Raw genomic sequence first — 22778 nt, 5'->3', positions numbered from 1 at the left:
TTTGAACAGCCCAGCCGACTTGAATTATCCAACAAGCGTCCCTATACTTAGCACTCGTCGGGAGAGAGTGCTAACAACTAGCCCCGGACGACCAACTTTCTAGTGCGGCATGTATGCACTGTAAAGCACGCTTTGCAGCCCACTGCCGCAAATCACCATAACCTATTGAAAACTAAGGAGTTTGTATGAACCTTCGTCCTTTGCACGATCGCGTCATCGTCAAGCGCCTCGACCAGGAAACAAAAACTGCGTCCGGCCTCATCATTCCTGAAGCAGCTGCTGAAAAGCCTGATCAAGGTGAAATTCTGGCAATCGGCAACGGCAAGATCCTCGAAGACGGCAAAGTACGCCCACTCGACGTTAAAGTCGGCGATCGCGTTCTGTTCGGCAAATACGCCGGCCAAACCGTCAAAGTTGATGGCAACGAAGTTCTCGTGATGCGCGAAGAAGACATCATGGCAATCGTACAAAAGTGATGCCGTTTTTCGGACGCAACGGCCATGCCGCAGCGCTCGAAATGGTGTCATCCCTAGTCGGGATTCAGTGATTCAGTCACTCAACGAATAATCAGGAGCAATCAACATGGCAGCTAAAGAAGTAATTTTCGGCGACGCAGCGCGCGCCAAGATGGTTGAAGGCGTCAACGTTCTGGCGAATGCAGTTAAAGTAACCCTGGGCCCTAAAGGCCGTAACGTGGTTCTGGAACGCTCGTTCGGCGCACCAACCGTCACCAAGGATGGTGTTTCGGTCGCTAAAGAAATCGAACTCAAAGACAAATTGCAAAACATGGGCGCACAGCTCGTGAAAGAAGTGGCTTCCCGCACCAGCGACAACGCAGGCGACGGCACCACCACTGCAACCGTACTGGCACAAGCGATCGTTCGCGAAGGCATGAAATACGTTGCAGCCGGCATGAACCCAATGGACCTGAAGCGCGGTATCGACAAAGCTGTTGCAGCAACTGTCGAACAACTGGCTGCCATTGCAAAGCCATGCACCACCACCAAAGAAATCGCTCAAGTTGGTTCGATCTCCGCTAACAGCGATGCATCGATCGGCGAGCGCATCGCTGAAGCGATGGAAAAAGTCGGCAAGGAAGGCGTCATCACTGTTGAAGACGGCAAATCCCTGAACGACGAACTCGACATCGTTGAAGGTATGCAGTTTGACCGCGGCTACCTGTCGCCATACTTCATCAACAATCCGGAAAAGCAAACCGCTATCCTGGAAAACCCGTTCATCCTGTTGTGCGACAAGAAAATCTCCAACATCCGTGACCTGCTCCCGGTATTGGAACAAGTTGCCAAAGCCGGCCGTCCACTGCTGATCATCGCAGAAGACATCGAAGGCGAAGCACTGGCAACCCTGGTTGTGAACAACATCCGCGGCATCCTGAAAACCTGCGCAGTGAAAGCTCCAGGCTTCGGCGACCGTCGTAAAGCAATGTTGGAAGACATCGCTATCCTGTCCGGTGGCCAGGTTGTGGCTGAAGAAGTCGGCCTGACTTTGGAAAAAATCACGCTGGAAGAATTGGGCCAGGCTAAACGTATCGAAATCGGCAAGGAAAACACCACGCTGATCGACGGTAACGGCCAGGCTGTCACGATCGAAGCACGCGTTAAACAAATCCGTGCCCAAATCGAAGAAGCCACTTCGGACTACGACCGTGAAAAACTGCAAGAACGCGTTGCCAAACTGGCAGGCGGCGTTGCAGTGATCAAAGTCGGTGCAGCTACCGAAGTTGAAATGAAAGAGAAAAAAGCACGCGTTGAAGATGCCCTGCACGCAACCCGCGCTGCAGTTGAAGAAGGTATTGTTCCTGGCGGCGGCGTTGCCCTGTTGCGCGCACGTGCTGCGATCAAGATCAAAGGCGACAACCCTGATCAAGACGCTGGTATCCGTATCGTTCTGCGTGCAATGGAAGAACCATTGCGCATGATCGTACAAAACGCCGGCGAAGAGGCTTCGGTTGTTGTGGCTAAAGTATTGGAAGGCAAAGGTAACTTCGGTTACAACGCTGCCAACGGTACCTACGGCGATATGGTTGAAATGGGCGTGCTGGATCCAGCTAAAGTGACCCGTTCGGCATTGCAAAATGCTGCATCGATCGCTGCCCTGTTGTTGACCACCGATTGCATGGTTGCTGAAGTTACTGAAGACAAACCAGCAGGCGGCATGGGTGATATGGGCGGTATGGGCGGCATGGGTGGTATGGGCGGCATGATGTAATTGTCATTCCGCTTGCGGTACCGTATTGCACGGTACCGCAGCCCGATGCGCTTTTCCTGCACATCAAAAAAAGCCCGCAAGGTTTATGCCTTGCGGGCTTTTTGTTTTATGACTTGAAACTTCCGAATTTATCTAGCGACGACGTGATGCCTTATCATCGTGTCCGTCTTCCGTTTCTTCATCATCGTCATTTGCCACGTCACTCAGCGATGGCGGCGGCTGGAAGCTGGCCAGCAAAGCGATACGACTTTCCGGTGTTTCCAGGCTGACCCGACCCAGCGCACCAACCCGGTAATCCTGCAAGAAAGTGTGTGCAGCTTTTTCCAGGTCGAGTTCACCACCCTTGATGCGGAAACCGCGCCGCAAAGCCACACCTTCAATCACACTGACACCGTCTATGCCTTCGGTAGGAAAACCGTAACGCGCCGTCAGCAAATGCGGGTAATGCATGAGGACGATGTCGGCCAGGAAGGTCGCAACTTCTTCTTCAATCAAGGCATTGCTGCCGATCGCATGGCTGGCCGCCAGCATCAAACCATCGCTTGGATGTTCGATCTTCGGCCACATCATGCCCGGTGTATCGGTCAGCACCATATTGTTGCCGAGGTAGAGACGCTGCTGCATCTTGGTCACGGCAGGCTCGTCACCCACTTTGGCGACACGCTTTTTCAGCAAGGCATTCATCAGCGTCGACTTGCCGACGTTGGGAATGCCCATGATCATGATGCGCAAAGGTTTGAGTGCGGTCCCGCGATGCGGTGCAATCTTCAGGCACAAACCCGGAACCTTGGCGACATCGGATGGTTTTTTGCAGCTGAGCGCGACCGCATGCACGCCCTTTTGGCTATTGTATAAATCCAGCCATTTTTGCGTCGCGACCGGGTCGGCCAGGTCACTCTTGTTGAGGATTTTTAAACAGGGGCGCTGGCGAAAGGTGCGCAGCTCTTCGATCATCGGATTACGGCTGGCCTGCGGTACGCGCGCGTCCAGCACCTCGATGATCATGTCGGTCTTTTCCATGGCTTCCGCCGCCTTCTTGCGGGCGGCGTTCATGTGACCTGGGTACCATTGTATGGACATGCGTGACTTTATCTGAGGGAAGCAAGCCGCTATTTTACTCGCTCGCAGCCCCCTTCGAGGACAAGCCGACCCCGGTTTCGGCAGATTCCACGCATTAAGTATCCCGAAATCAGCAAAAATTGTCATACGCGCGTCATATCCGGCATGCACACTCATGTCCGCAGCGCCAACGGGGACCGGCGCAATAAAGGCCCCGACCAATTCCTTTGCGGTGTTGCAGGCCCTGCCGGACATTGCAAGAAACGCATCTATCGTGCACTTCTCTCGTCCTTTTGCTGCGCTGTCGCATGACGCCCGCCGTCACCGCACGGTATCGCTTCACTCCCACCCCACTCGATAAACGATGATCAGCACCAGCGGCTTGAACTACGGCTCGGACCCATCCGGCCTGATCTGGGGCTTCCTGTTCAAACCGGAACAGCCGGCGAGTCTGATCCATTCCAGTGAAGCACTGGCCTGGCTACAGCTGGCACCGGCACAACGCGCCGGTGAGTTTATCTGGCTGCACTTCAACCTCAGCAATACCGCCAGCGAAAAATGGATGAGCGAACATGCCGGTGTCGCCGACGAGTTCAATGAAGCACTGCATGATGGCTCGCGCTCAACCCGTATCGAGCTGGCCGACAACACGCTGATTGCGGTTGTCAACGATGTGTTGCACAGCTTTTCCTTTGAATCGGCCGATATCGCCACCTTGTGGCTGAGCGTGACGCAAGATGTCGTCATCAGCGCGCGCCGCACGCCGCTGAAATCTATCGAGCGCTTGCGCCAGGCAGTCGAGCATGGCGATACGATACGGTCATCAGTCGAGCTGCTGGTGCACCTGCTGCGCGACCAGGCGGATGTGCTGGTCAAAATCGTGCGCGATGCCGTCGCCCGGGTCGACCGGGTGGAAGACAGCCTGCTGGCCGGGCGCCTGAACAAGCAACGTACCGATCTCGGTGCCTTGCGCCGTATCCTGGTGCGCCTGCAACGCCTGCTGGCACCGGAACCTGCAGCCCTGTTCCGCCTGTTGCAAAAACCTCCGGCCTGGGTGGTCGAACTGGATAGCCAGGAATTGCGCCAGTCGACCGAGGAATTCTCGGTGGTCCTGAGCGATATGAGTTCGCTGCAAGAGCGTATCAAATTGCTACAGGAAGAAATCGCAGCGCAGGTCAATGAAGAAAACAGCCGCAGCCTGTATGTGCTGACCATCGTCACGGTACTCGCGCTGCCGATCAATATCATTGCCGGTTTGCTTGGCATGAACGTCGGCGGCGTACCGCTCGCCGAGCATGCTTACGGCTTCTGGATCGTGGCCGGCATCGTCGCCACCTTCACCGTTGTCGCCGGCTGGTTTGTCATCCGCAAGCAAAAGCAGGATTAACAGACGTCATATTCATTTGCAAACGAACATTCGTTCAATTTCCCACCCTGTAACAAACCCCATCCCTGGCTTGCGTCAAAGCAAGTGATTTCGCATAGAATCTGAGGCTCGCCCTTCATGCGTCACTATGGCGCCCATCAACGACGGAATATCGAATGTTCGCAAAAGTGCATGCAGTCGCCAGGCAAGTGGGCGAAATCGTAGTTGGCAAAGATGTACAGATTCGTCAGGCGCTGGTCTGCCTGCTGGCCGGTGGCCACCTCTTGATCGAAGACGTGCCCGGTGTCGGCAAGACGACCCTGGCACATGCGTTGGCGATCTCACTCGGCTTGCAATTCAACCGTCAACAATTTACCAGTGACCTGCTGCCGGCAGATGTGGTCGGCATTTCTATCTTCGACCGCGAAAAAAACGGCTTTGTATTTCATCCCGGCCCTATCTTCACGCAGGTATTGCTGGCCGATGAAATCAATCGCGCTACACCGAAAGCACAATCGGCCCTGCTCGAAGCAATGGAAGAACGGCAAGTCACATCCGATGGCGTCACCCGCCCCTTGCCCGAACCCTTCTTTGTCATCGCCACGCAAAATCCGACGCATCAGCTCGGCACCTTCCCGCTGCCTGAATCGCAACTGGATCGTTTCCTGATGTGTTTGTCGCTCGGTTATCCGGATGCCGCTTCCGAACGCGCCTTGCTGATGGGAGAGGACAGGCGCACGCTGTTGAAAGCATTGCCGATGGCGATGCAGGCCACTGATTTGACGGCGGCCCAGGCGGAACTGAAAAATATCCATGTCTCGTCAGCACTGATCGATTACATCCAGGCCCTTGCTGCAGCATCGCGCCAGAACGGCATGTTTGTCGAGGGACTGAGTCCGCGCGCCACGATTGCGTTGCTGCAAGCGGCGCGTGCCTGGGCTGCACTCGAAGGACGCAACCATGTCATCCCGGAAGACGTGCAAGCGGTGCTGGTGCCTGTGACCGCACATCGCCTGCGCTCAGTCAAAGCCGGTAGCGCGAGCGCTCTCGGCAGTCGCGATCTGGTCCTGCAATTAATGAGGTCCGTCAGCGTCTGAAGCGGAGCCACTAATCGTGCGTCTCTTCCCTAGTCGCCTGCAAACCGGCATCAGCCTCTGGGCAGGCAAGCACCTGTTCCGGCACCGTGCCGCCGAAGCAGGCGAAGTATTCCTGCCGCAACGCCGTATCTTTATAGTGCCAACCCGCGCCGGCCTGACATTCGGCATCATGCTGCTGGTGCTGTTTCTGTGCTCTATCAATTACAACCTGAGCCTGGGTTTCGCACTGACTTTCTTGCTGGCCAGTTGCGCCATCGTTGGCATGCACCTGACTTTCCGCAACCTCGCATACTTACATCTGTCACCGGGTCGCACGGCAGCGGTATTCGTGGGTGAAGCGGCACAATTCAGCCTGCACCTGGACAATCGCCGACCATATGAACGCTACGCGATTCGATTGACGTTCATTACTGATGGTGTGGCCGGTGTGCCGCACTTTACCGATATCCCTGCCAATACGATCAGCGCTGTGACACTCAGTACCGCGGCACTGGAGCGCGGCTGGCTGATAGCGCCGCGTATACGACTGCAAACAAGCTTCCCACTTGGTTTGCTGCAGGCATGGGCTTACTGGCAGCCGGCGATGCGTGTGCTGGTCTATCCACGTCCGGAAGAAGATGGCCCGCCATTGCCACTGACGACAGGCGAACAGTCGGATGGTCGCGGCAGCGCCGGCCACGACGATTTTGCCGGGATCCGTTCCTACCAGGCGGGCGACTCCATCCGTCATATGGCTTGGCGCCAGATTGCGCGCAGTAATGACGGTGCATTGGTGACCAAACAGTTTGAAGGTGGTGCGGTAAGCGAACTTGCGCTGGACTACGGCCAGCTGCCGGCGGCCTTGGGTGTCGAACACAGACTGGCGCGCCTGACGAACTGGGTACTGATGGCTGAAGCGTGCGGCCTGCCTTATGCATTCCGCCTCGGCCAGTTCTACCTGCCACCCGCGATCGGTCCTGCACATCAAGCCGCCTGCCTGCAAGCGCTGGCCTTGCACGAGCGTGCCACATGAAGCAACTGCAAAGCATCATGCGCCCGATGTCGCGTGACAAAGCCAATACCCTGCTCCTGCTGCTGGCATGTGCGTTGGTGCTGGCACCCAATGTATCGAACCTGCCGCCGTGGATCGTCGCTGTCGTGTGCGTAATGCTGTTGTGGCGCGGCTGGATTACCTTCCGTGGCAATCGCATGCCGTCGCGCTGGCTATTGCTGCCCCTTGCATTACTGGCGATGGGTGGTGTCTACCTGACATTCAAAACCTTTGTCGGCAGCGAAGCAGGCGTCGCTGTGCTGACCTTGCTACTGACTTTCAAGCTGCTGGAAATGCATGCAAGCCGCGATCTGTTCGCAGTCGTATTCCTGAGCTTCTTTTTATTGTTGACCAATTTTTTCAATTCGCAATCCCTGCCGATTGCTTTTCTGAGCATCATCAGTGTCATCGCCATGCTGGCCGCGCAACTATCATTTCAATATACCGATGCCATCCCTTCCTTGCGCAAGCGGCTGCAACTCGCCGGCAAGATCCTGTTGCTGGCAATGCCACTGACGATAGTACTGTTCCTGTTATTCCCGCGTATCCAGGGACCTTTGTGGGGCATGCCGAACGATACCAAAACCGCCCGTAGCGGCCTCTCCAGCAGCATGAGCCCGGGCAATATCGCCAAGCTCGCGCTTTCTACCGAAGTCGCCTTTCGGGTCAAATTCATTGATGCCGTTCCGCAAAATAATCAGTTGTACTGGCGCGGCATCGTGCTCGACCAATATGATGGACGTACCTGGAGCAAAGCGGCGACCACGCGCAAGATTGCCTTGCCTGCGCCACAAACGCGCGGTGAACCTGTACGTTATCAAGTGACACAGGAAGCCAGTTCGGAACCGTGGCTGTTTGCGCTGGAATTACCAAATGCAGTACCGCAACTGGCAGGCAAGTTCGTCGGCAAAACGCCGGCCTATGAATTGCGCGCAGCACGCCCGATCACGGAACGGATTCGTTATGACGTCGCATCGAACCTGGCATTTGATTTCCTGCAGCAAGCGGATCCTGCCTCACTCAAGCAGTGGCTGGCTTTGCCTGCACAATTTAATCCGCGCACGCTGGCACTGGCGGCGCAAATCAGGAGCACATCAGCAAACGACCAGGCTGCCATCGATAAGGTATTGCAAAGCTTCCGCAACGAACCGTTTCGCTACACATTGGAGCCACCGCTGCTGGGTGCAAACAGCGTCGATGATTTTTTATTTTCCACGCGTGCAGGTTTTTGTGAACATTATGCGAGCGCCTTTGTCGTATTGATGCGTGCGATGGGTATCCCGGCACGCGTGGTGACCGGCTATCAGGGCGGACAGATCAATCCGGTTGACGGCTATATGATCGTCCGGCAATCGGATGCGCATGCATGGGCCGAAGTCTGGCTGGAGCAGCGCGGTTGGGTACGGGTCGATCCGACCGCGGTGATCGCGCCGGAGCGCATAGAACGCAATACGGCAACTGCGGCTGCCACTGAGACGGTATTGGGTGGCCTGGTGAATGCCGACAGTGGACCGGCGTCATGGCTGCGCAGCCTGCGCTTCCAGTGGGAAGCCATCAACAACGGCTGGAATCAATGGGTGCTGAATTACACACCGGACGAGCAAAAGAATTTGCTACGTTCACTGGGCTTCGGTAACATCAACTGGCAAACGCTGGTATTGCTGCTGTTGGCTGCAGGTGCTACGGTGATGGCCTTGCTTGCCATCCTGCTGCTAGGCACGCGCCGCAAGCGTGACCCGCTGGAAACCACTTATGCGCAGTTTTGCAAACTGATGGCGCGCCATGGTTATGCGCGACTCATTTATGAAGGACCGCGCAGCTATGCGCTACGCTTGCAGGAAGCAGATTCCACCCTGAGCGAAAAGCACAAACATGCTGCCGGGAAATTTATGGCTCTTTACGAAAAAGTTCGTTACGGTCGCGCTGAACAATGGTCGCCATCGGACGTGCTTTCCACACTCAAATCACTTTTGACTCAAATTCGATGACATTTCCCCTGCTCTCCAGACAAGCCCTCCCCTTACTTGCCCTTTCTTCCATCCTCGCACTGAGCGGTTGTGCATCCGCCGGTGAAACCGGTAAAAAGCAGGCCGCTGCAAGCAAGACAAGCGCCAAAACCAAAAAGGTCGTGAAGCCGGTACAGGGTGATGAGTTCGCCAACTTCTCGCAATGGAGCGATGTCTCCAGCTTCATCGACCAGATGGTGGAAAAGAATGGCTTCAATAAACAGCAATTGCAAAGCACGCTGAACCAGACCCATTACGTCGATAGCGCGATCCAGCTGATGAAGCCGGCACCGCCCGGCAAACCAAAGAACTGGGCGGCCTACCGCGCGCGCTTTGTTGAACCGGTGCGCATCAATGGCGGTGTCGCCTTCTGGAACCAGTACGCTGATGCACTCGCACGCGCCGAAGCCAAGTACGGCGTACCGGCAGAAATCATCGTCGCGATTATCGGTGTAGAGACCGTCTATGGTCGTAATACCGGTAATTTCCGCGTAATGGATGCCATCACGACGTTAGCCTTCGCATACCCGGATACACCGAACCGCACCGCGCGCATGAATTACTTCAGAGTTGAGCTGGAAAACACACTGCTGTTTGCACGTGACGAACAGATAGATCCGTTCTCGCTGCTCGGCTCCTATGCCGGTGCGATCGGCTGGCCGCAATTCATGCCGGGCAGTATTCGTAAGTTCGCGGTCGACTTTGATGGCAACGGCCATATCGACCTGCGTAATTCACCGGTCGATGCCATCGGCAGCGTGGCCAACTTCCTGGTACAGCATGGCTGGCGCAGCGGCGAACCTACCGTATTCCCGGCCAAGGTAGACATGACGGAAAACTGGCAGCGCTTTATCAATCAGGGATTGAGCGCCAAGTTCACACTGAAGGAAATGAAGGAAGCCGGTGTAACACCTTTGGTGGAACCACCGGCCGATATGTTGTTCGGCCTGGTCGATTTACAGAATGGTGCGGATGCCAGCGAGTATTGGTTGGGCGCGGATAACTTCTTTGCCATCACACAATACAATCGCAGCTTTTTCTATGCGATGTCGGTGATAGACCTGAGCCGTGCGGTACGCGCTGCGCGCAATTTTTAAGGACTGACGACTACTCATTGAGTAGTCGTGTTCAGCGTACTGCGTTCGCAGGCGCTTTCAATTGGGCGAGGTCGATCTGGATAGATTCGCCTTCGCCGTTAATCCATACCTGGCCGTCCTGGATTGTGCATTGCAATTGCATATTGCGTTGCGCGAGTTTGGCCAGTGCCTGGCTGGTAGCAGCCGGCAGATTGTAGACACTGAGGTTCTTCGCCCGGTCGACCTTGCCGGCAATCTGGTTCCACCAGATATTGCTCATGCTGCTGTAACTGTAAATGATCACCTGATTCGAACGGCCACATGCTTTCATGATGCGCTTCTCATCCGGCTGGCCGACCTCTATCCAGAGTTCGATCGCGCCGGTTAAATCCTTTTGCCACAAATCAGGTTCGTCATCAGCACTCAAACCCTTGCCAAAGGACAGCGCCTCATGCGCATGCAACACAAAGGCCAGTATCCTGACCATCATGCGTTCATCCGTCTCGGACGGATGACGCGCTATCGTCAGCGCATGCCCGTCGTAATACTGCCGGTCCATATCGGCGATTTGCAGGTCAGCTTTGAAAATGGTGGATTTAAGAGCCATGAAATTCTACTTTGATGAATATGTCGCGCGTATGCGCACAACGGAACGGTGGCAAGAATAGCCGATCCGGCCCCACTCTGCGATCAATTTATATAAGCTACACGCACCCCCGGGTTTCGATACCGGCCGGAACCGATTGCAGCAAACGTTTAAAATAGCGATCGATCAACAGGATGGCTTGCATGCACACACCTACTCCCCCGGTAGCACACGATGAAGTCATCGCCCTTACCCAAGCCTGGTTGGAGAAAGCCGTGATCGGCCTGAATCTCTGCCCCTTCGCCAAAGCGGTCTACGTCAAACAGCAAATCCGCTATGTCGTCAGCACTGCGCGTAATACCGATGCCTTATATGAAGAACTCAGTGCAGAGTTACAGCATTTGCATCAGAGCGATCCGGCTGAAATCGATACCACCTTGTTAATCCTGCCGGAGCTGCTGGCCGACTTCCTGGACTACAACGACTTCCTCGATATTGCCGATGAAGCAATTGAAGATCTGGAGCTGGATGGTGAAATCCAGATTGCCAGTTTCCATCCTGACTATCAATTTGCAGACAGCAAAGTGGACGATATAGAAAACTACACGAATCGTTCACCGTATCCGATCTTGCATCTTTTGCGCGAGGCCAGCATAGAACGCGCAGTCGAGGCTTTTCCCGAAGCCGAGGAAATCTATGAAAAGAATATGGAAACGTTACGTAAGTTGGGCCTGGAAGGATGGACGAATTTACAATTGTCAACGCCAGGGCAAAAGCGCAAATAATGACATACAAGTGTTATTTAAGCGTAAGAATTGCCTGTTAGAATCATTCCTTAAAACAACACCAAGCATTGATTTTTAAGGTTTTTTTGTGAAAAACCGCAGAAAAGAATAAAATTTCAATAACGCTACTTTTCTCAAAAAGAAAAGATTGTTTGAAGGAACTCTTGGTCAATTGTGAGGCCAAAAGAACACTGAGTTGTAATTGCTTTTTTGAAATTCCTTGCTATATTGATTGCATATAGTTAATTTTTTCATATGTAGCCCCGAAAAAATCATCACCGTTTGCAACTTTACTAATATGACAAGACTCCAATATCAGTAGCCGTCGAAATTGCAAGGTGCCTTGCATTTCCCCGATCCCTCGTTTGACACTTTGAAATCGAAGATACTATGACTACTCAAGATAGCCAAATGACAAGTAACCGACTTGCAGATCAAGTTGCTTACGACCCCAACCATCTCTTGGACTCGTTGATTGAAAGACTGCATCTGAAAAATGATGCGGCCCTGTCGCGCGCACTCGAAGTCGCCCCACCAGTCATCAGCAAGATCCGCCATCGCCGTTTGCCGGTAGGCGCATCCCTGCTGATCCGCATGCACGAAGTCAGCGATTTGAGCATTCGTGACCTGCGTATCCTGATGGGTGACCGTCGCGATAAATTCCGTATCAGCGACAAGCAATTCAAGCCAAAAGAAGGCGGCGTCGCAACCGAGCCGCAAGAGTAATGTCTGTTACCTGCAGAGTATTCTCGGCTTAAGCCGGGAATACTCCTGTCGACAGGTAACGATCCCCTCTATCGCAGACGATGAAGACCACCGTCGCATTCTCTACTGTCTGAGAAATCCTGAGCGCAACCTCACACGCGCCAGCAGCTGAAATCCCACAGAAAATTCCCTCTTCTATCGCCAGACGGCGAGCCATTTGCTCGGCCACTGCCTGGCTCACATATTCGAGCTGATCTACTTTGCTCGCATCATAAATTTTTGGCAGGTATGCTTCCGGCCACTTCCGTATGCCTGGAATTTGCGAGCCTTCATCCGGCTGTACGCCGATGATCTTGATATCTGGGTTCTTTTCTTTCAGGTATTCCGATACACCGATGATGGTGCCTGTGGTTCCCATTGCACTGACAAAGTGGGTAATCTGACCGCCGGTGTCACGCCAGATCTCCGGGCCGGTGGTTTCATAGTGCGCACGCGGGTTATCCGGATTGGCAAACTGGTCGAGGATCAAGCCCTCGCCATTCTTTTGCATTTGTTCGGCCAGGTCACGGGCATATTCCATACCGCCGGTCTTAGGCGTCAATACGATCTTCGCACCATACGCAGCCATCGCCTGGCGTCGTTCTTCGCTCAGGTTTTCCGGCATTAACAGAACCATCTTGTAACCACGCATCGCTGCCACCATGGCCAGTGCAATCCCGGTATTCCCGCTGGTCGCTTCAATCAGCGTATCGCCCGGTTTGATCACACCGCGCTCTTCCGCATGCAGGATCATCGACAGCGCCGGCCTGTCTTTTACCGAACCGGCCGGGTTATTGCCTTCCAGCTTGCCGAGGATAACGTTATTGCGGCGCGCAGCATCTTCACCGCCCAGCCGTTTGAGTTGTACCAGTGGGGTATTGCCGATGGTGTCTTCGATGGTCAAATATTGCATAGTGAGTACTTGGATGGTGTCTCTGGTAAAACGCCATTTTAATCGCAGATGCTATTGCGCGTACGAACTCGATAAAAACCCGCGCAATAGCAAAAAGCCCCGCCGATTGATTTCGGCAGGGCTCGCGGGATAGCACGGCATTCGATCGCTACTTATCGGCTTTTCCCTTTGCAGTCGTGCCTTTTGCAACCGTTTTGGCAGCTCCCTTCTTTGCAGCAGGTTTAGCCACACCTGCCCGGGTAAGGCCATTCACGGTAAGTCCGGCTTGCGAGAGCTTTTCGGAACTCTTTTCTCCTATACCTTTGACGCGCTTCTGCAAGTCATCCCAATCCTTGAAGTTACCACCCTTCTTGCGCTCATCCAGGATCGCCCTGGACATGGCGGGACCAACCCCCTTGATACCATCCAGCGCAGCCTGATCGGCCTTATTGACGTCGACCTCGGCCCAGGCCAGGTTCATAGATAAAAACATAGCTGCGAATGCCAGCAACACATTTTTCAACATATAGATCTCCCTAATCAGTTTGTAAAAATGCACAGGAATAACGACGACAAACAGCCATATTTATCGCTAAACCAGAGTCAAATGTAGGGAAAACAAGGCGGGATTTGAATCGGACATTTCCGAAAGGAAATGCATAGGAGGGAGAGCAATTGCAAGTGAGTGCCGACTAAGCTGTTGGTGTTTTAAAGCAGCTTAGTCGGGGTAAGACGAAACATTTAATTCATGACATTCAGTTCTTCAGTACGACGTGGCGGGTAGCTTTCCCATTTACTGCAACCAGGACATTGCCAGTAATACTGGCGCGCCTTGAAACCACAATGGCTGCACTGGTAACGCGCGAGTTTTTGCGTATAGCCATGCACCAGGTTCTTGACCAGCGACAGCTCGGAGCGCATTTCCGGTGGCGCTTCCATCAGGCGCGCCTCCAGCAGCTTGTCCAGTCCCAGCAGGGTCGGGGTACGACGCAATTCATCGCTGACCATTTGATTGGCGGCATCGACACCTTCCAGCTCCAGCACCGCCTTGAACACGACTTCCAGCAAATCGATGGATGACGCTTCGGCCAGATAGAATTTCAACAGGTTCACGCCTTCTTGCGCCCGCCCGACAGCACGATAGCCATCCATCAGGCGCTGCGCCACCAGCGCCACGTGCGGCACACTCTGATGCTCGACACGACGCCAGGTCAGCAACGCCGATTCGATATCGCCCTGTGCCAGTTGCGCATCGCCCAGCAGGATGGTCGCACGTACACTCTTGCGATCCGCTGCCAATGCTTTTTCCAGCAAGGTAATCGCGGTTTCAGGATGCGTATGCACCAATTCATCTTGTGCCAGTTCGCAATAGAATTGCGCGATTTCCTTTTGCCGGCCGCCGGCACCCGACTCCTGCAGTGCATGCGCCGCCTGAATCGCACGTTCCCATTCTTTTTCACGCTGGTAAATTTCCAGCAATGCGCGTCGGGCCTGTGCACCGTACTGGGTGTCGACCAACTGGTTGAAGGTTTCTTCCGCCCGGTCCAGCAAACCGGCGTTCAGGTAATCCTGGCCAAGCTCATACTGCGCGTGGACTTTATGCTCCAGCGGCAAATCAGGACGCGCCAATAGGTTTTGGTGCACCCGTATCGCACGTTCAGTCTCGCCACGGCGGCGGAACAGATTACCCAGCGCGAAATGCAGTTCGGCCGTTTCCGGATCCAGCTTGACGATTTCGATGAAGGCGTCAATTGCCTTGTCCGGTTGTTCGTTCAGCAGGAAATTCAAACCCTTGAAGTAGCCGCGCGGCAGGCTGCGCGATTCCGAAACCAATTGTTTGATATCTACGCGCGCAGCAATCCAGCCCAAAGTAAAAAAGGCTGGAACGGCAAGCAACCACCAAGTTTCAAATTCCATGCAATGTTGTGTTGTAGAGAGTGATCAAATAATCAAAGAGCGCGCGATTCCTGCATTTCACAGATGAATCACGGCATCCGGCTGTGGCGGCTGCGATTTCACCATAGCCTGTTCCTGTACTTCTTTTTGTATCGTTGTAATCGTCTTCTTCTGCTTCGCCAGTTCACGACGGTGACGGAACAGGGTTGGCGTCATCGCCAATACGCCCAGGGCCGCACCACCGACAAAGAAACCGAGCAGGAGCAATACCAAAGGTCCGCGCATTTCGTAGCCGAGGAAAAATTGCAGCGATACTTCCTGCGTATTTTTCATCGCGAAACCGAAGAACACAATGAAAAGTAAGACAGCAATAATTCTGAGCAGGATTTTCATGGCGTCATTCCTTTATTAAGCTAATCCGGGTTACCGCACAATGCCAGTTTGGCACAGAGATTAACGAAATTGTACGTGAAAAAAAACGGCATCCGAAGATGCCGTCCTTATTTCGTTACAAACAACTCAGTCTTCGATGATTGGTTGCCCAACCATCGCATCCACACGCTCACGCAACTGCTTGCCTGGCTTGAAGTGAGGGACCCGTTTTTCCGGAACCATCACCTTGTCACCCGACTTTGGGTTACGACCGATACGCGGTGGGCGGCTATTGAGTGCAAAGCTGCCAAAACCACGTATCTCGATGCGCTGTCCGGTCGCCAGGGCGTCGGACATTGCATCAAGGATGGTTTTGACCGCGTAATCCGCATCCTTAGCTACCAGTTGCGGATAACGCTCAGCCAAGCGAGCAATCAGCTCCGACTTTGTCATTGACGATGGTCTTAGTTCTTGTTATCGAGCTTAGCTTTGAGCAATGCGCCGAGGCTGGTCGTACCGGATGCAGCGTTCGAATCCGACGACATTTTTTGCATTGCTTCTTGCGTTTCAACATTGTCTTTAGCTTTGATCGACAACTGGATGCCGCGTGCTTTGCGGTCAACGTTGATAACCATGGCTTCAACTGTGTCGCCGACTTTCAGGTGCGTACCGGCATCTTCCACGCGATCGCGGGAGATTTCGGAAGCGCGCAAGTAGCCTTCAACTTCATCGGACAATTGGATTACTGCGCCTTTAGGCTCAACCGATTTAACGGTACCAGTTACCAACGCGCCTTTGTCGTTCATTGCAGCGAAGTTGTTGAATGGGTCGCCTTCGAGTTGTTTAACGCCGAGGGATACGCGTTCACGTTCCACGTCGATAGCCAACACGATTGCTTCCAGCTCGTCACCTTTCTTGAAGCGACGAACAGCTTCTTCGCCGGTTTCTGTCCAGGACAGGTCGGACAAGTGAACCAGACCGTCGATGTTGCCAGCCAGGCCGATGAACACGCCGAAGTCGGTGATCGATTTGATCGCGCCACGAACTTTGTCGCCTTTTTTATGGGTCACAGCAAAGTCATCCCATGGGTTGGCTTTACATTGTTTCATGCCGAGGCTGATACGACGACGTTCTTCGTCGATTTCCAGAACCATGACTTCAACTTCATCGCCCAATTGAACGACTTTGTTTGGTGCCACGTTTTTGTTGGTCCAGTCCATTTCGGAAACGTGCACCAGGCCTTCGATACCTTGCTCAACTTCAACGAATGAGCCGTAGTCGGTCAGGTTGGTGACTTTACCGAACAGGCGTGTGCCTTGTGGGTAACGACGGGACAAACCGGTCCAAGGATCGTCGCCCAATTGCTTGACGCCCAGCGATACACGGTTTTTCTCTTGATCGTACTTGAGTACTTTTGCGGTGATTTCCTGGCCGACGGTGAGTACTTCCGATGGGTGACGCACACGACGCCATGCCAGATCGGTGATGTGCAACAGACCATCGATACCACCCAGGTCCACGAACGCGCCGTAGTCGGTGATGTTTTTAACGACGCCGGTAACGATGGTGCCTTCTTTCAGGGTTTCCATCAGTTTCTGACGTTCTTCGCCCATCGATGCTTCGATGACAGCGCGACGCGACAGCACAACGTTGTTACGTTTGCGATCGAGTTTGATAACTTTGAATTCGAGCGTTTTGCCTTCGAATGGAGTCGTGTCTTTAACAGGACGGGTATCAACCAGCGAACCCGGCAAGAATGCGCGGATGCCATTGGTCAAAACGGTCAGGCCGCCTTTGACTTTACCGTTAACGGTACCGACAACGATTTCACCGGATTCCATCGCTTTTTCAAGCGAGAGCCACGATGCCAGGCGTTTAGCCTTGTCGCGCGACAGGATGGTGTCGCCAAAACCGTTTTCGAGGGATTCAATAGCGACGGAAATAAAATCGCCAACGTTGACTTCGAGTTCGCCATTGTCGTTTTTGAATTCTTCGATTGGAATAAATGCTTCCGACTTCAAGCCAGCGTTGACGATAACGAAGTTATGGTCGAGGCGGACAACTTCAGCCGAAATCACTTCACCAGAACGCATGTCCTGACGTGACAACGATTCTTCAAAAAGAGCGGCAAAACTTTCCATACCAACAGGTGTTGCTTCAGAGGTGACAACAGTAGTCATAGATTTAAACAAGTTGACCAGAATTCGGGCTTACTCGATTTGCCGTATATAAAAATGGCAAAAGGAACGAATCATGGGTTAGGTTTTTCAACGCCTGCCCGACTTTGCACCGGACAGACACCAGGGTACTTCTAGAACAAATGGAACTTAATTCTTTACAGCTGCATACCAGGCCAGCACCTGATCCACCGCCTGCTGCACGGTCAAATTCGAGGTATCCAGCAAATATGCACCTTCAGCAGGTTTGAGCGGGGCAATCGCGCGATTTGCATCACGTGTATCCCGTTCGTTCAAATCTTTCAGAAGGTCTTCTATATTAGCAGAAAATCCCTTGTCAATCAATTGCTTATACCGTCTTTCGGCCCGCGCTTCGGCGCTGGCGGTGAGGAAGACCTTGAGTCTGGCATCCGGAAAAATCACGGTTCCCATATCCCGGCCGTCGGCAATCAGGCCCGGCGCCTCACGGAAGCGCAGCTGCAAATCAACCAGGGCCTTGCGCACGGCAGGCAAAGCAGCGATTTTTGATGCTGTATTACCAACTTCCTCAGCCCGGATCGACATGGTGACATTTTCACGATCAAGGAAGATATCGCCATCTTTGAAGCCGCAATTGAGGGTTTCGACGGAGTTAGCGACAGCTTGCTCATCATCGATGGCAATGCCGCGATACAAGGCAGACAAGGCCGTCAGGCGGTATAAGGCACCCGAATCGAGGTAATGAAAGCCCAGCTCAGTCGCGACCAGTTGGGCCACCGTGCCTTTGCCGGAAGCGGTGGGACCATCGATGGTGATGACCGGAATGGCGGATGAAGGAATGGAAGTCATGTCAGGAGTGTGTCGAAAATACAACTAAAGCCCAAGGCTGGAGTCGCAAGGGGGAATGGGATACATGGCGGAACGAGTATGCACCCCGCCACGCATTAAAACAGGCTGTCTTCCGCGACCTTGGCAAAGGCCTCGAAATACTCAGGGAAAGTCTTGGCTACGCATTGCGGATCGTTGATACGCACTTTGTTGCCGCGGCGCGCAGCGCCATCCAGTGTCGCCAGCGAAAAGCACATCGCCATCCGGTGGTCGTCATAGGTATCAATCGCGGCGGACTGGATTTCAGCCGGCGGCGTCACCTTCAGGTAATCGTCGCCTTCTTCCACAATCGCCCCCAGCTTGCGCAATTCAGTCGCCATCGCGCTGATGCGATCAGTTTCCTTGACGCGCCAGCTCCCGATATTGCGCAAAATGCTCGGACCGTCGGCATACAAGGCCACCACCGCTATCGTCATCGCAGCATCCGGGATATGGTTGAAGTCGGCATCGATTGCGCGCAACACGCCATTCGATTCTGCTTCTATCCAGTTATCGCCCATGCGTATGGTCGCGCCCATTTGTTCCAGCGCTTCCACAAAACGCACATCGCCCTGGATGCTGTCCTGCCCCACACCTTCGACCCGCACCGGACCACCAGCGATCGCACCTGCAGCGAGGAAGTAGGATGCCGACGAGGCATCGCCTTCAACATGGATATTGCCGGGGCTGACATAGCGTTGACCGGCTTTCACCGTGAACGATTGCCAGCCATTGCGCTGCACTGCCACGCCGAAGCGCTGGATCAGGTTCAGCGTGATTTCAATATACGGCTTGGAGATCAACTCGCCGATCACATTGATGGTCACATCCTGTTCGCGCGCCATCAAAGGCGCAGCCATCAGCAGCGCCGTCAGGAACTGGCTGGAAACATTGCCGCGCACCGACATCTCGTGCGCGTGGATGTGGCCACGCTGGATATGTAGCGGCGGATAACCGGGTTCGCCGGTGTACTCAATACGTGTACCGATCGCATTCAAGGCATCGACAAGGTCACCGATAGGACGCTCGTGCATGCGTGACACGCCATGCAAGGTGTAATCGCCACCGGTCACTGCCAGCGCCGCTGTCAACGGACGTATCGCGGTACCTGCATTGCCCATGAACAGATCGGCCTGGTGCACCGGGAAGCTGCCATCGACACCATGCACGATGTAATCCTGCGACTCACCTATCTGCTCCCATTTGACCCCCAGCTTTTGCAATGCCATCAGCATTACATGCGTATCGTCGGAAGCCAGCAAATCACGGATATGCGTCGTCCCCTGCGCCAGCGCTGCCAGCAGCAAGGTACGGTTGGAAATACTTTTGGAGCCAGGCAAACGCACCACGCCTTTCGCGTGCATCGCCGGTTTCAGGTCAAGATAATGCGGATAGTGTTTCATTTATCGCCATCTGGTTGGTGCTGGGGTTCAGCCGTTTCTATGCTGCGTTGCCAATTCTGGCGCGCGCGCTGTGCATTCGCAAACATCGCCTGCATCGCCTCACCATCACCGGCCGCCAATTGCGCGCGGAAGCGGTTCAGCTGTGCAATATAGGCATCCAGCTCGGTCAGGATCGCACTCTGGTTCGACAGGCTGATATCGCGCCACATCTCGGGTGAAGAGCCGGCGATCCGCGTGAAATCGCGGAAGCCGCTGGCGGCATACTGGAACAGCAAATCAGCATGCGGTTTGCTCGCAATGTCGTCTACCAAAGCAAACGCCAGCAAATGCGGCAAATGGCTGACAGCTGCAAATACTGCATCGTGATTTTCAGGTGTTAGCTGATGGATGATCGCACCGCATTGCTGCCAGGCTTGCGCCACCAGTGCAACATCGGCGGCGGAATTTTCCGCCAGCGGCGTCAAGACAACCTTTTTGCCCACGTACAAATCGGGAATGGCAGCTTCAGGGCCGTTAGCTTCCAGGCCGGCGATAGGATGGCCGGGTACAAATTGCGCAATCTTGTCGCCCAGGACCGCACGCGCAGTAGCAACGACTTCGCCTTTGATACTACCGGCATCGGTCACCACAGTACCGGCTTGCAAATAAAGTTTGATGGATTTCAGGATCACTTCGGTTTGCGCAACCGGCGCTGCCAGCAATATCAGGTCAGCGCCGCGCAAAGCTTCTTCAACAGAAGTGCTGGCGACATCGATGATGCCCAGCTCTTGGGCGCGCTGCAATACCGCAGCAGTGCGTCCTACGCCAACGATTTGCTCAACTGCTCCCGCCTGGCGCAAAGCGCGCGCAAACGATCCGCCTATCAAACCCACTCCAAAGATGACGATTTTTTTTAGCACGAGAGCGTAGGGATTAAAGTTGATCGGTTCAGTACAAAATCAGGCCAGGGCTTTTTTCAGCGCGGCGATGAAGATCGTATTTTCCTCTTCCAGTCCGATGGAAATGCGCAACCATTGCGGCAAACCATAGTTACCGACCGGACGCACGATCACGCCCTGCTTCAGCAAAGCCAGGTTGACGCGCGCACCGGCGCCATCGTCGTCACCGACTTTGACCATGACGAAGTTACCGGAAGACGGCAAATAGCGCAGCTTCAGCGCATCGAAAGCCTGTGTCAGCTGACGGTAACCGGCTGCATTCAATTGCGCACTTTTTTGTACAAAAGCATGGTCATTCAATGCAGCAATCGCAGCGGCTTGCGCCAGTGAATTCACATTGAAAGGCTGGCGTATGCGATTGAGCAAATCGGTAATGCCCGCTTGCGCGATGCCGTAACCGATACGCAAGCCTGCCAGGCCGTAGACTTTGGACATGGAGCGCGACACCAGCAGATTCGGATACTTGGCAACCCAGGCTATCGAATCGTATTGCTGTTCCGGCGCAAGGAATTCGGTATAGGCTTCATCCAGCACCACCACGACTTCAGGCGGCACACGCTTGAGGAAGGATTCAATCTGGTCGCCCGGGATAAAGGTACCTGTTGGATTGTTTGGATTCGCGACAAAGATCAAACGCGTATCAGCTTCTATCGCATCCGCCATCGCATCCAGGTCGTGACCAAAATCTTTCGCGGCAATTACCAGCGAACGAGCACCGACAGCTTGCGCCGCCAATGGATAGACGGCAAATGAGTATTGCGCGTAAATCACTGACTGCCCCGGCTGCACAAATGCATGCGCCGACAGTTCGAGGATATCGTTGCTGCCATTACCCAGCGTAATCCATTCCGCCGGCACACCGTACTTGGCAGTCAACGCAGCTTTTAATTCGAAGCCATTGCCATCCGGATAGCGACCGGCATCTGCAATCGCGGCGGCCATCGCCTGCTTGGCGGACTCGGGCATGCCGAGCGGATTTTCATTCGAAGCGAGTTTGACGATTTTTGCTTCATCGAGGCCGAATTCACGCGCGACTTCAGCAATCGGGCGACCGCCCTGGTAAGGCGCAATCGCACGAACGTAGTCAGGACCAAACTTGATTGACATAGCAGATTCCAAAATAAATCACGTCAGGGACAGGACTGGACATCGCAGGGACGTCCGCCCAGGCACAACCGATTACAAACTGAATGGATACGAACCCAGCACTTTGAAGAATGCTGCGTTGTCTTTTAGTTCTTTCAAGGCATTTTCCACCTTGGCGTCTTGCAAGTGGCCTTCCACATCAACGTAGAAATAATATTCCCACGTACCCATGCGTGCAGGACGCGATTCAAAACGTGTCATCGAGACGCCGTGCTTGGCCAAAGGCGCCAGCAAGTTATAGACCGCGCCTGCCTTGTTCGGTACCGACAGGACCAGCGAGGTTTGATCCTTGCCACTGGCCGAAGTTTGTAAGCGGCCGATGACAGCAAAGCGTGTACGGTTATGCGGATCGTCCTGGATGTGCGCCTTGATGACTTGCAGATTGTATTTTTGCCCGGCGATTTCGCTGGCAATCGCAGCAATGCTCGGATCTTCGCCGGCGAGGCGAGCCGCTTCACCATTGGAAGCAACTGCCATGCGTTCAATGTTCGGGTAATTTTGATTCAACCAGACCTGGCATTGCGCCAATGCCTGCGAATGCGCACAGATAGTCTTTACACCTGTCATCGAACCGGTACGCGTCATCAGGCTGTGATTCACCTGGATCGACACTTCACCGCTGATGGTCAGTGTGGTTTGCAGCAACAAATCCAGCGTGCGATTGATCACGCCTTCCGACGAATTCTCAATCGGTACAACACCGAAATCAGCAGTACCGGCTTCGGTCGCACGGAATACTTCATCGATGGATGCACATGGCATCGCATCGACGGCGCGGCCGAATTGCTGATACACCGCCTGCTCGCTGAAAGTGCCGACCGGTCCCAGGTAAGCGACCGTCACGCGTTTTTCCAGCGCGCGGCAAGCCGACATCACTTCGCGGAATACGGTCTGGATATCCGTGTTGAGCAAAGGCCCCGGATTACGTTCTGCCACGCTGCGCAATACCTGCGCTTCGCGTTCCGGACGGAAGACCGGTGCATTGGTCTCCGCCTTGACGTGGCCGACTTCCTGAGCGACGCGTGCGCGCCGGTTCAGTAAATCGAGAATTTGCGCATCGATCGCATCGATCTGTTCACGCAGTGGTTTGAGCTTGTCGTCGGTCGTCATAGTTATGCAAACAATCTTTT

General features: G+C 54.1%; 22 protein-coding genes. 9 read left to right on the top strand and 13 right to left on the bottom strand.

All coding sequences use genetic code 11. The annotated features are described in order from the left end of the window. Nucleotides 1-185: 185 nt before the first annotated feature. Complete coding sequence (groES, locus tag ACFQPC_RS00560; RefSeq protein ID WP_012080503.1) at nt 186-476, top strand: co-chaperone GroES; 291 nt, start codon at nt 186-188, stop codon at nt 474-476. A 106-nt stretch (nt 477-582) separates the two neighbouring features. Further along, nucleotides 583-2229: a chaperonin GroEL gene (groL, locus tag ACFQPC_RS00555; RefSeq protein ID WP_382269722.1), complete on the top strand. Its 1647-nt coding sequence runs from the start codon at nt 583-585 to the stop codon at nt 2227-2229. A gap of 132 nt (nt 2230-2361) precedes the next feature. On the opposite strand, the gene ylqF is transcribed toward groL, so the two are convergent. After that, a complete protein-coding gene (ylqF, locus tag ACFQPC_RS00550; RefSeq protein WP_382269721.1) occupies nt 2362-3309 on the bottom strand; it encodes a ribosome biogenesis GTPase YlqF in 948 nt (315 codons plus the stop codon). Nucleotides 3310-3652: 343 nt separating this feature from the next. On the opposite strand from ylqF, the gene ACFQPC_RS00545 reads away from it, so the two are divergent. The 5 genes from ACFQPC_RS00545 to mltB all read left to right on the top strand — a co-directional run bounded on the left by ACFQPC_RS00545 (nt 3653) and on the right by mltB (nt 9884). After that, nucleotides 3653-4675: a transporter gene (locus tag ACFQPC_RS00545; RefSeq protein ID WP_382269720.1), complete on the top strand. Its 1023-nt coding sequence runs from the start codon at nt 3653-3655 to the stop codon at nt 4673-4675. A 155-nt stretch (nt 4676-4830) separates the two neighbouring features. Continuing rightward, complete coding sequence (locus ACFQPC_RS00540; protein ID WP_382269719.1) at nt 4831-5751, top strand: AAA family ATPase; 921 nt, start codon at nt 4831-4833, stop codon at nt 5749-5751. A 16-nt stretch (nt 5752-5767) separates the two neighbouring features. After that, nucleotides 5768-6763: a DUF58 domain-containing protein gene (locus tag ACFQPC_RS00535; protein ID WP_382269718.1), complete on the top strand. Its 996-nt coding sequence runs from the start codon at nt 5768-5770 to the stop codon at nt 6761-6763. Further along, nucleotides 6760-8769: a transglutaminase TgpA family protein gene (locus ACFQPC_RS00530; RefSeq protein WP_382269717.1), complete on the top strand. Its 2010-nt coding sequence runs from the start codon at nt 6760-6762 to the stop codon at nt 8767-8769. The genes ACFQPC_RS00535 and ACFQPC_RS00530 overlap by 4 nt, the downstream gene beginning before the upstream one ends. Further along, entirely contained in the window at nt 8766-9884 is a 1119-nt protein-coding gene (gene mltB, locus ACFQPC_RS00525) for a lytic murein transglycosylase B (protein ID WP_382269716.1), read from the top strand. The genes ACFQPC_RS00530 and mltB overlap by 4 nt, the downstream gene beginning before the upstream one ends. Nucleotides 9885-9915: 31 nt before the next feature. On the opposite strand, the gene ACFQPC_RS00520 is transcribed toward mltB, so the two are convergent. Continuing rightward, nucleotides 9916-10470, bottom strand: coding sequence for a YaeQ family protein (locus ACFQPC_RS00520; RefSeq protein ID WP_382269715.1), 555 nt, complete (start codon nt 10468-10470; stop codon nt 9916-9918). 182 nt (nt 10471-10652) lie between these two features. Between ACFQPC_RS00520 and ACFQPC_RS00515 the strand changes: the two genes are divergently transcribed. Together ACFQPC_RS00515 and ACFQPC_RS00510 are read left to right on the top strand one after the other, a co-directional pair. Next, the gene (locus ACFQPC_RS00515; protein ID WP_382269714.1) at nt 10653-11234 is read left to right on the top strand and encodes a DUF1415 domain-containing protein; all 582 of its coding nucleotides are present in this window, start codon (nt 10653-10655) and stop codon (nt 11232-11234) included. A 390-nt stretch (nt 11235-11624) separates the two neighbouring features. After that, nucleotides 11625-11960, top strand: coding sequence for a hypothetical protein (locus ACFQPC_RS00510; RefSeq protein ID WP_382269713.1), 336 nt, complete (start codon nt 11625-11627; stop codon nt 11958-11960). Between the two features lie 28 nt (nt 11961-11988). Here ACFQPC_RS00510 and cysM read toward each other — a convergent pair whose 3' ends face one another. The 11 genes from cysM to pheA all read right to left on the bottom strand — a co-directional run bounded on the left by cysM (nt 11989) and on the right by pheA (nt 22758). Beyond that, the gene (gene cysM / locus ACFQPC_RS00505; RefSeq protein ID WP_382269712.1) at nt 11989-12891 is read right to left on the bottom strand and encodes a cysteine synthase CysM; all 903 of its coding nucleotides are present in this window, start codon (nt 12889-12891) and stop codon (nt 11989-11991) included. A 148-nt stretch (nt 12892-13039) separates the two neighbouring features. After that, on the bottom strand, nt 13040-13396 hold the full coding sequence (locus ACFQPC_RS00500; protein WP_382269711.1) for a ComEA family DNA-binding protein: 357 nt from the start codon (nt 13394-13396) through the stop codon (nt 13040-13042). Between the two features lie 215 nt (nt 13397-13611). Then, complete coding sequence (gene lapB, locus ACFQPC_RS00495) at nt 13612-14787, bottom strand: lipopolysaccharide assembly protein LapB (RefSeq protein WP_382269710.1); 1176 nt, start codon at nt 14785-14787, stop codon at nt 13612-13614. A gap of 57 nt (nt 14788-14844) precedes the next feature. After that, nucleotides 14845-15159 carry a LapA family protein gene (locus ACFQPC_RS00490; protein WP_382269709.1) on the bottom strand — a complete coding sequence of 105 codons (315 nt, stop codon included), beginning with the start codon at nt 15157-15159 and terminating at the stop codon, nt 14845-14847. 126 nt (nt 15160-15285) lie between these two features. Next, the gene (locus ACFQPC_RS00485; protein WP_011871954.1) at nt 15286-15591 is read right to left on the bottom strand and encodes an integration host factor subunit beta; all 306 of its coding nucleotides are present in this window, start codon (nt 15589-15591) and stop codon (nt 15286-15288) included. Nucleotides 15592-15602: 11 nt separating this feature from the next. Next, complete coding sequence (gene rpsA, locus ACFQPC_RS00480; protein WP_041296608.1) at nt 15603-17279, bottom strand: 30S ribosomal protein S1; 1677 nt, start codon at nt 17277-17279, stop codon at nt 15603-15605. Nucleotides 17280-17465: 186 nt separating this feature from the next. After that, complete coding sequence (gene cmk, locus ACFQPC_RS00475) at nt 17466-18134, bottom strand: (d)CMP kinase (protein ID WP_382271847.1); 669 nt, start codon at nt 18132-18134, stop codon at nt 17466-17468. Between the two features lie 104 nt (nt 18135-18238). Then, nucleotides 18239-19564 (bottom strand): 3-phosphoshikimate 1-carboxyvinyltransferase, encoded by a 1326-nt coding sequence (gene aroA, locus ACFQPC_RS00470; protein WP_382269708.1) that lies wholly within the window; start codon nt 19562-19564, stop codon nt 18239-18241. Next, the gene (locus ACFQPC_RS00465; RefSeq protein WP_382269707.1) at nt 19561-20463 is read right to left on the bottom strand and encodes a prephenate dehydrogenase; all 903 of its coding nucleotides are present in this window, start codon (nt 20461-20463) and stop codon (nt 19561-19563) included. The genes aroA and ACFQPC_RS00465 overlap by 4 nt, the downstream gene beginning before the upstream one ends. Nucleotides 20464-20502: 39 nt before the next feature. Then, on the bottom strand, nt 20503-21609 hold the full coding sequence (gene hisC, locus ACFQPC_RS00460) for a histidinol-phosphate transaminase (protein ID WP_382269706.1): 1107 nt from the start codon (nt 21607-21609) through the stop codon (nt 20503-20505). A gap of 72 nt (nt 21610-21681) precedes the next feature. Then, nucleotides 21682-22758, bottom strand: a complete 1077-nt coding sequence (gene pheA, locus ACFQPC_RS00455) for a prephenate dehydratase (RefSeq protein ID WP_382269705.1) — start codon at nt 22756-22758, stop codon at nt 21682-21684. Nucleotides 22759-22778: the final 20 nt, after the last annotated feature.

This window comes from Herminiimonas glaciei (assembly GCF_042664955.1).
GTDB lineage: Bacteria > Pseudomonadota > Gammaproteobacteria > Burkholderiales > Burkholderiaceae_D > Oxalicibacterium > Oxalicibacterium glaciei.
Note: the sequence above shows the minus strand (reverse complement) of the source record. Positions and strands in the feature narration are given on the sequence as shown.

Coding starts and splice junctions, on each gene's coding strand:
- groES (WP_012080503.1), top strand. CDS start 186: ATGAACCTTCGTCCTTTGCACGATCGCGTCATCGTCAAGCGCCTCGAC.
- groL (WP_382269722.1), top strand. CDS start 583: ATGGCAGCTAAAGAAGTAATTTTCGGCGACGCAGCGCGCGCCAAGATG.
- ylqF (WP_382269721.1), bottom strand. CDS start 3,309: ATGTCCATACAATGGTACCCAGGTCACATGAACGCCGCCCGCAAGAAG.
- ACFQPC_RS00545 (WP_382269720.1), top strand. CDS start 3,653: ATGATCAGCACCAGCGGCTTGAACTACGGCTCGGACCCATCCGGCCTG.
- ACFQPC_RS00540 (WP_382269719.1), top strand. CDS start 4,831: ATGTTCGCAAAAGTGCATGCAGTCGCCAGGCAAGTGGGCGAAATCGTA.
- ACFQPC_RS00530 (WP_382269717.1), top strand. CDS start 6,760: ATGAAGCAACTGCAAAGCATCATGCGCCCGATGTCGCGTGACAAAGCC.
- mltB (WP_382269716.1), top strand. CDS start 8,766: ATGACATTTCCCCTGCTCTCCAGACAAGCCCTCCCCTTACTTGCCCTT.
- ACFQPC_RS00520 (WP_382269715.1), bottom strand. CDS start 10,470: ATGGCTCTTAAATCCACCATTTTCAAAGCTGACCTGCAAATCGCCGAT.
- ACFQPC_RS00515 (WP_382269714.1), top strand. CDS start 10,653: ATGCACACACCTACTCCCCCGGTAGCACACGATGAAGTCATCGCCCTT.
- ACFQPC_RS00510 (WP_382269713.1), top strand. CDS start 11,625: ATGACTACTCAAGATAGCCAAATGACAAGTAACCGACTTGCAGATCAA.
- cysM (WP_382269712.1), bottom strand. CDS start 12,891: ATGCAATATTTGACCATCGAAGACACCATCGGCAATACCCCACTGGTA.
- ACFQPC_RS00500 (WP_382269711.1), bottom strand. CDS start 13,396: ATGTTGAAAAATGTGTTGCTGGCATTCGCAGCTATGTTTTTATCTATG.
- lapB (WP_382269710.1), bottom strand. CDS start 14,787: ATGGAATTTGAAACTTGGTGGTTGCTTGCCGTTCCAGCCTTTTTTACT.
- ACFQPC_RS00490 (WP_382269709.1), bottom strand. CDS start 15,159: ATGAAAATCCTGCTCAGAATTATTGCTGTCTTACTTTTCATTGTGTTC.
- ACFQPC_RS00485 (WP_011871954.1), bottom strand. CDS start 15,591: ATGACAAAGTCGGAGCTGATTGCTCGCTTGGCTGAGCGTTATCCGCAA.
- rpsA (WP_041296608.1), bottom strand. CDS start 17,279: ATGGAAAGTTTTGCCGCTCTTTTTGAAGAATCGTTGTCACGTCAGGAC.
- aroA (WP_382269708.1), bottom strand. CDS start 19,564: ATGAAACACTATCCGCATTATCTTGACCTGAAACCGGCGATGCACGCG.
- hisC (WP_382269706.1), bottom strand. CDS start 21,609: ATGTCAATCAAGTTTGGTCCTGACTACGTTCGTGCGATTGCGCCTTAC.
- pheA (WP_382269705.1), bottom strand. CDS start 22,758: ATGACGACCGACGACAAGCTCAAACCACTGCGTGAACAGATCGATGCG.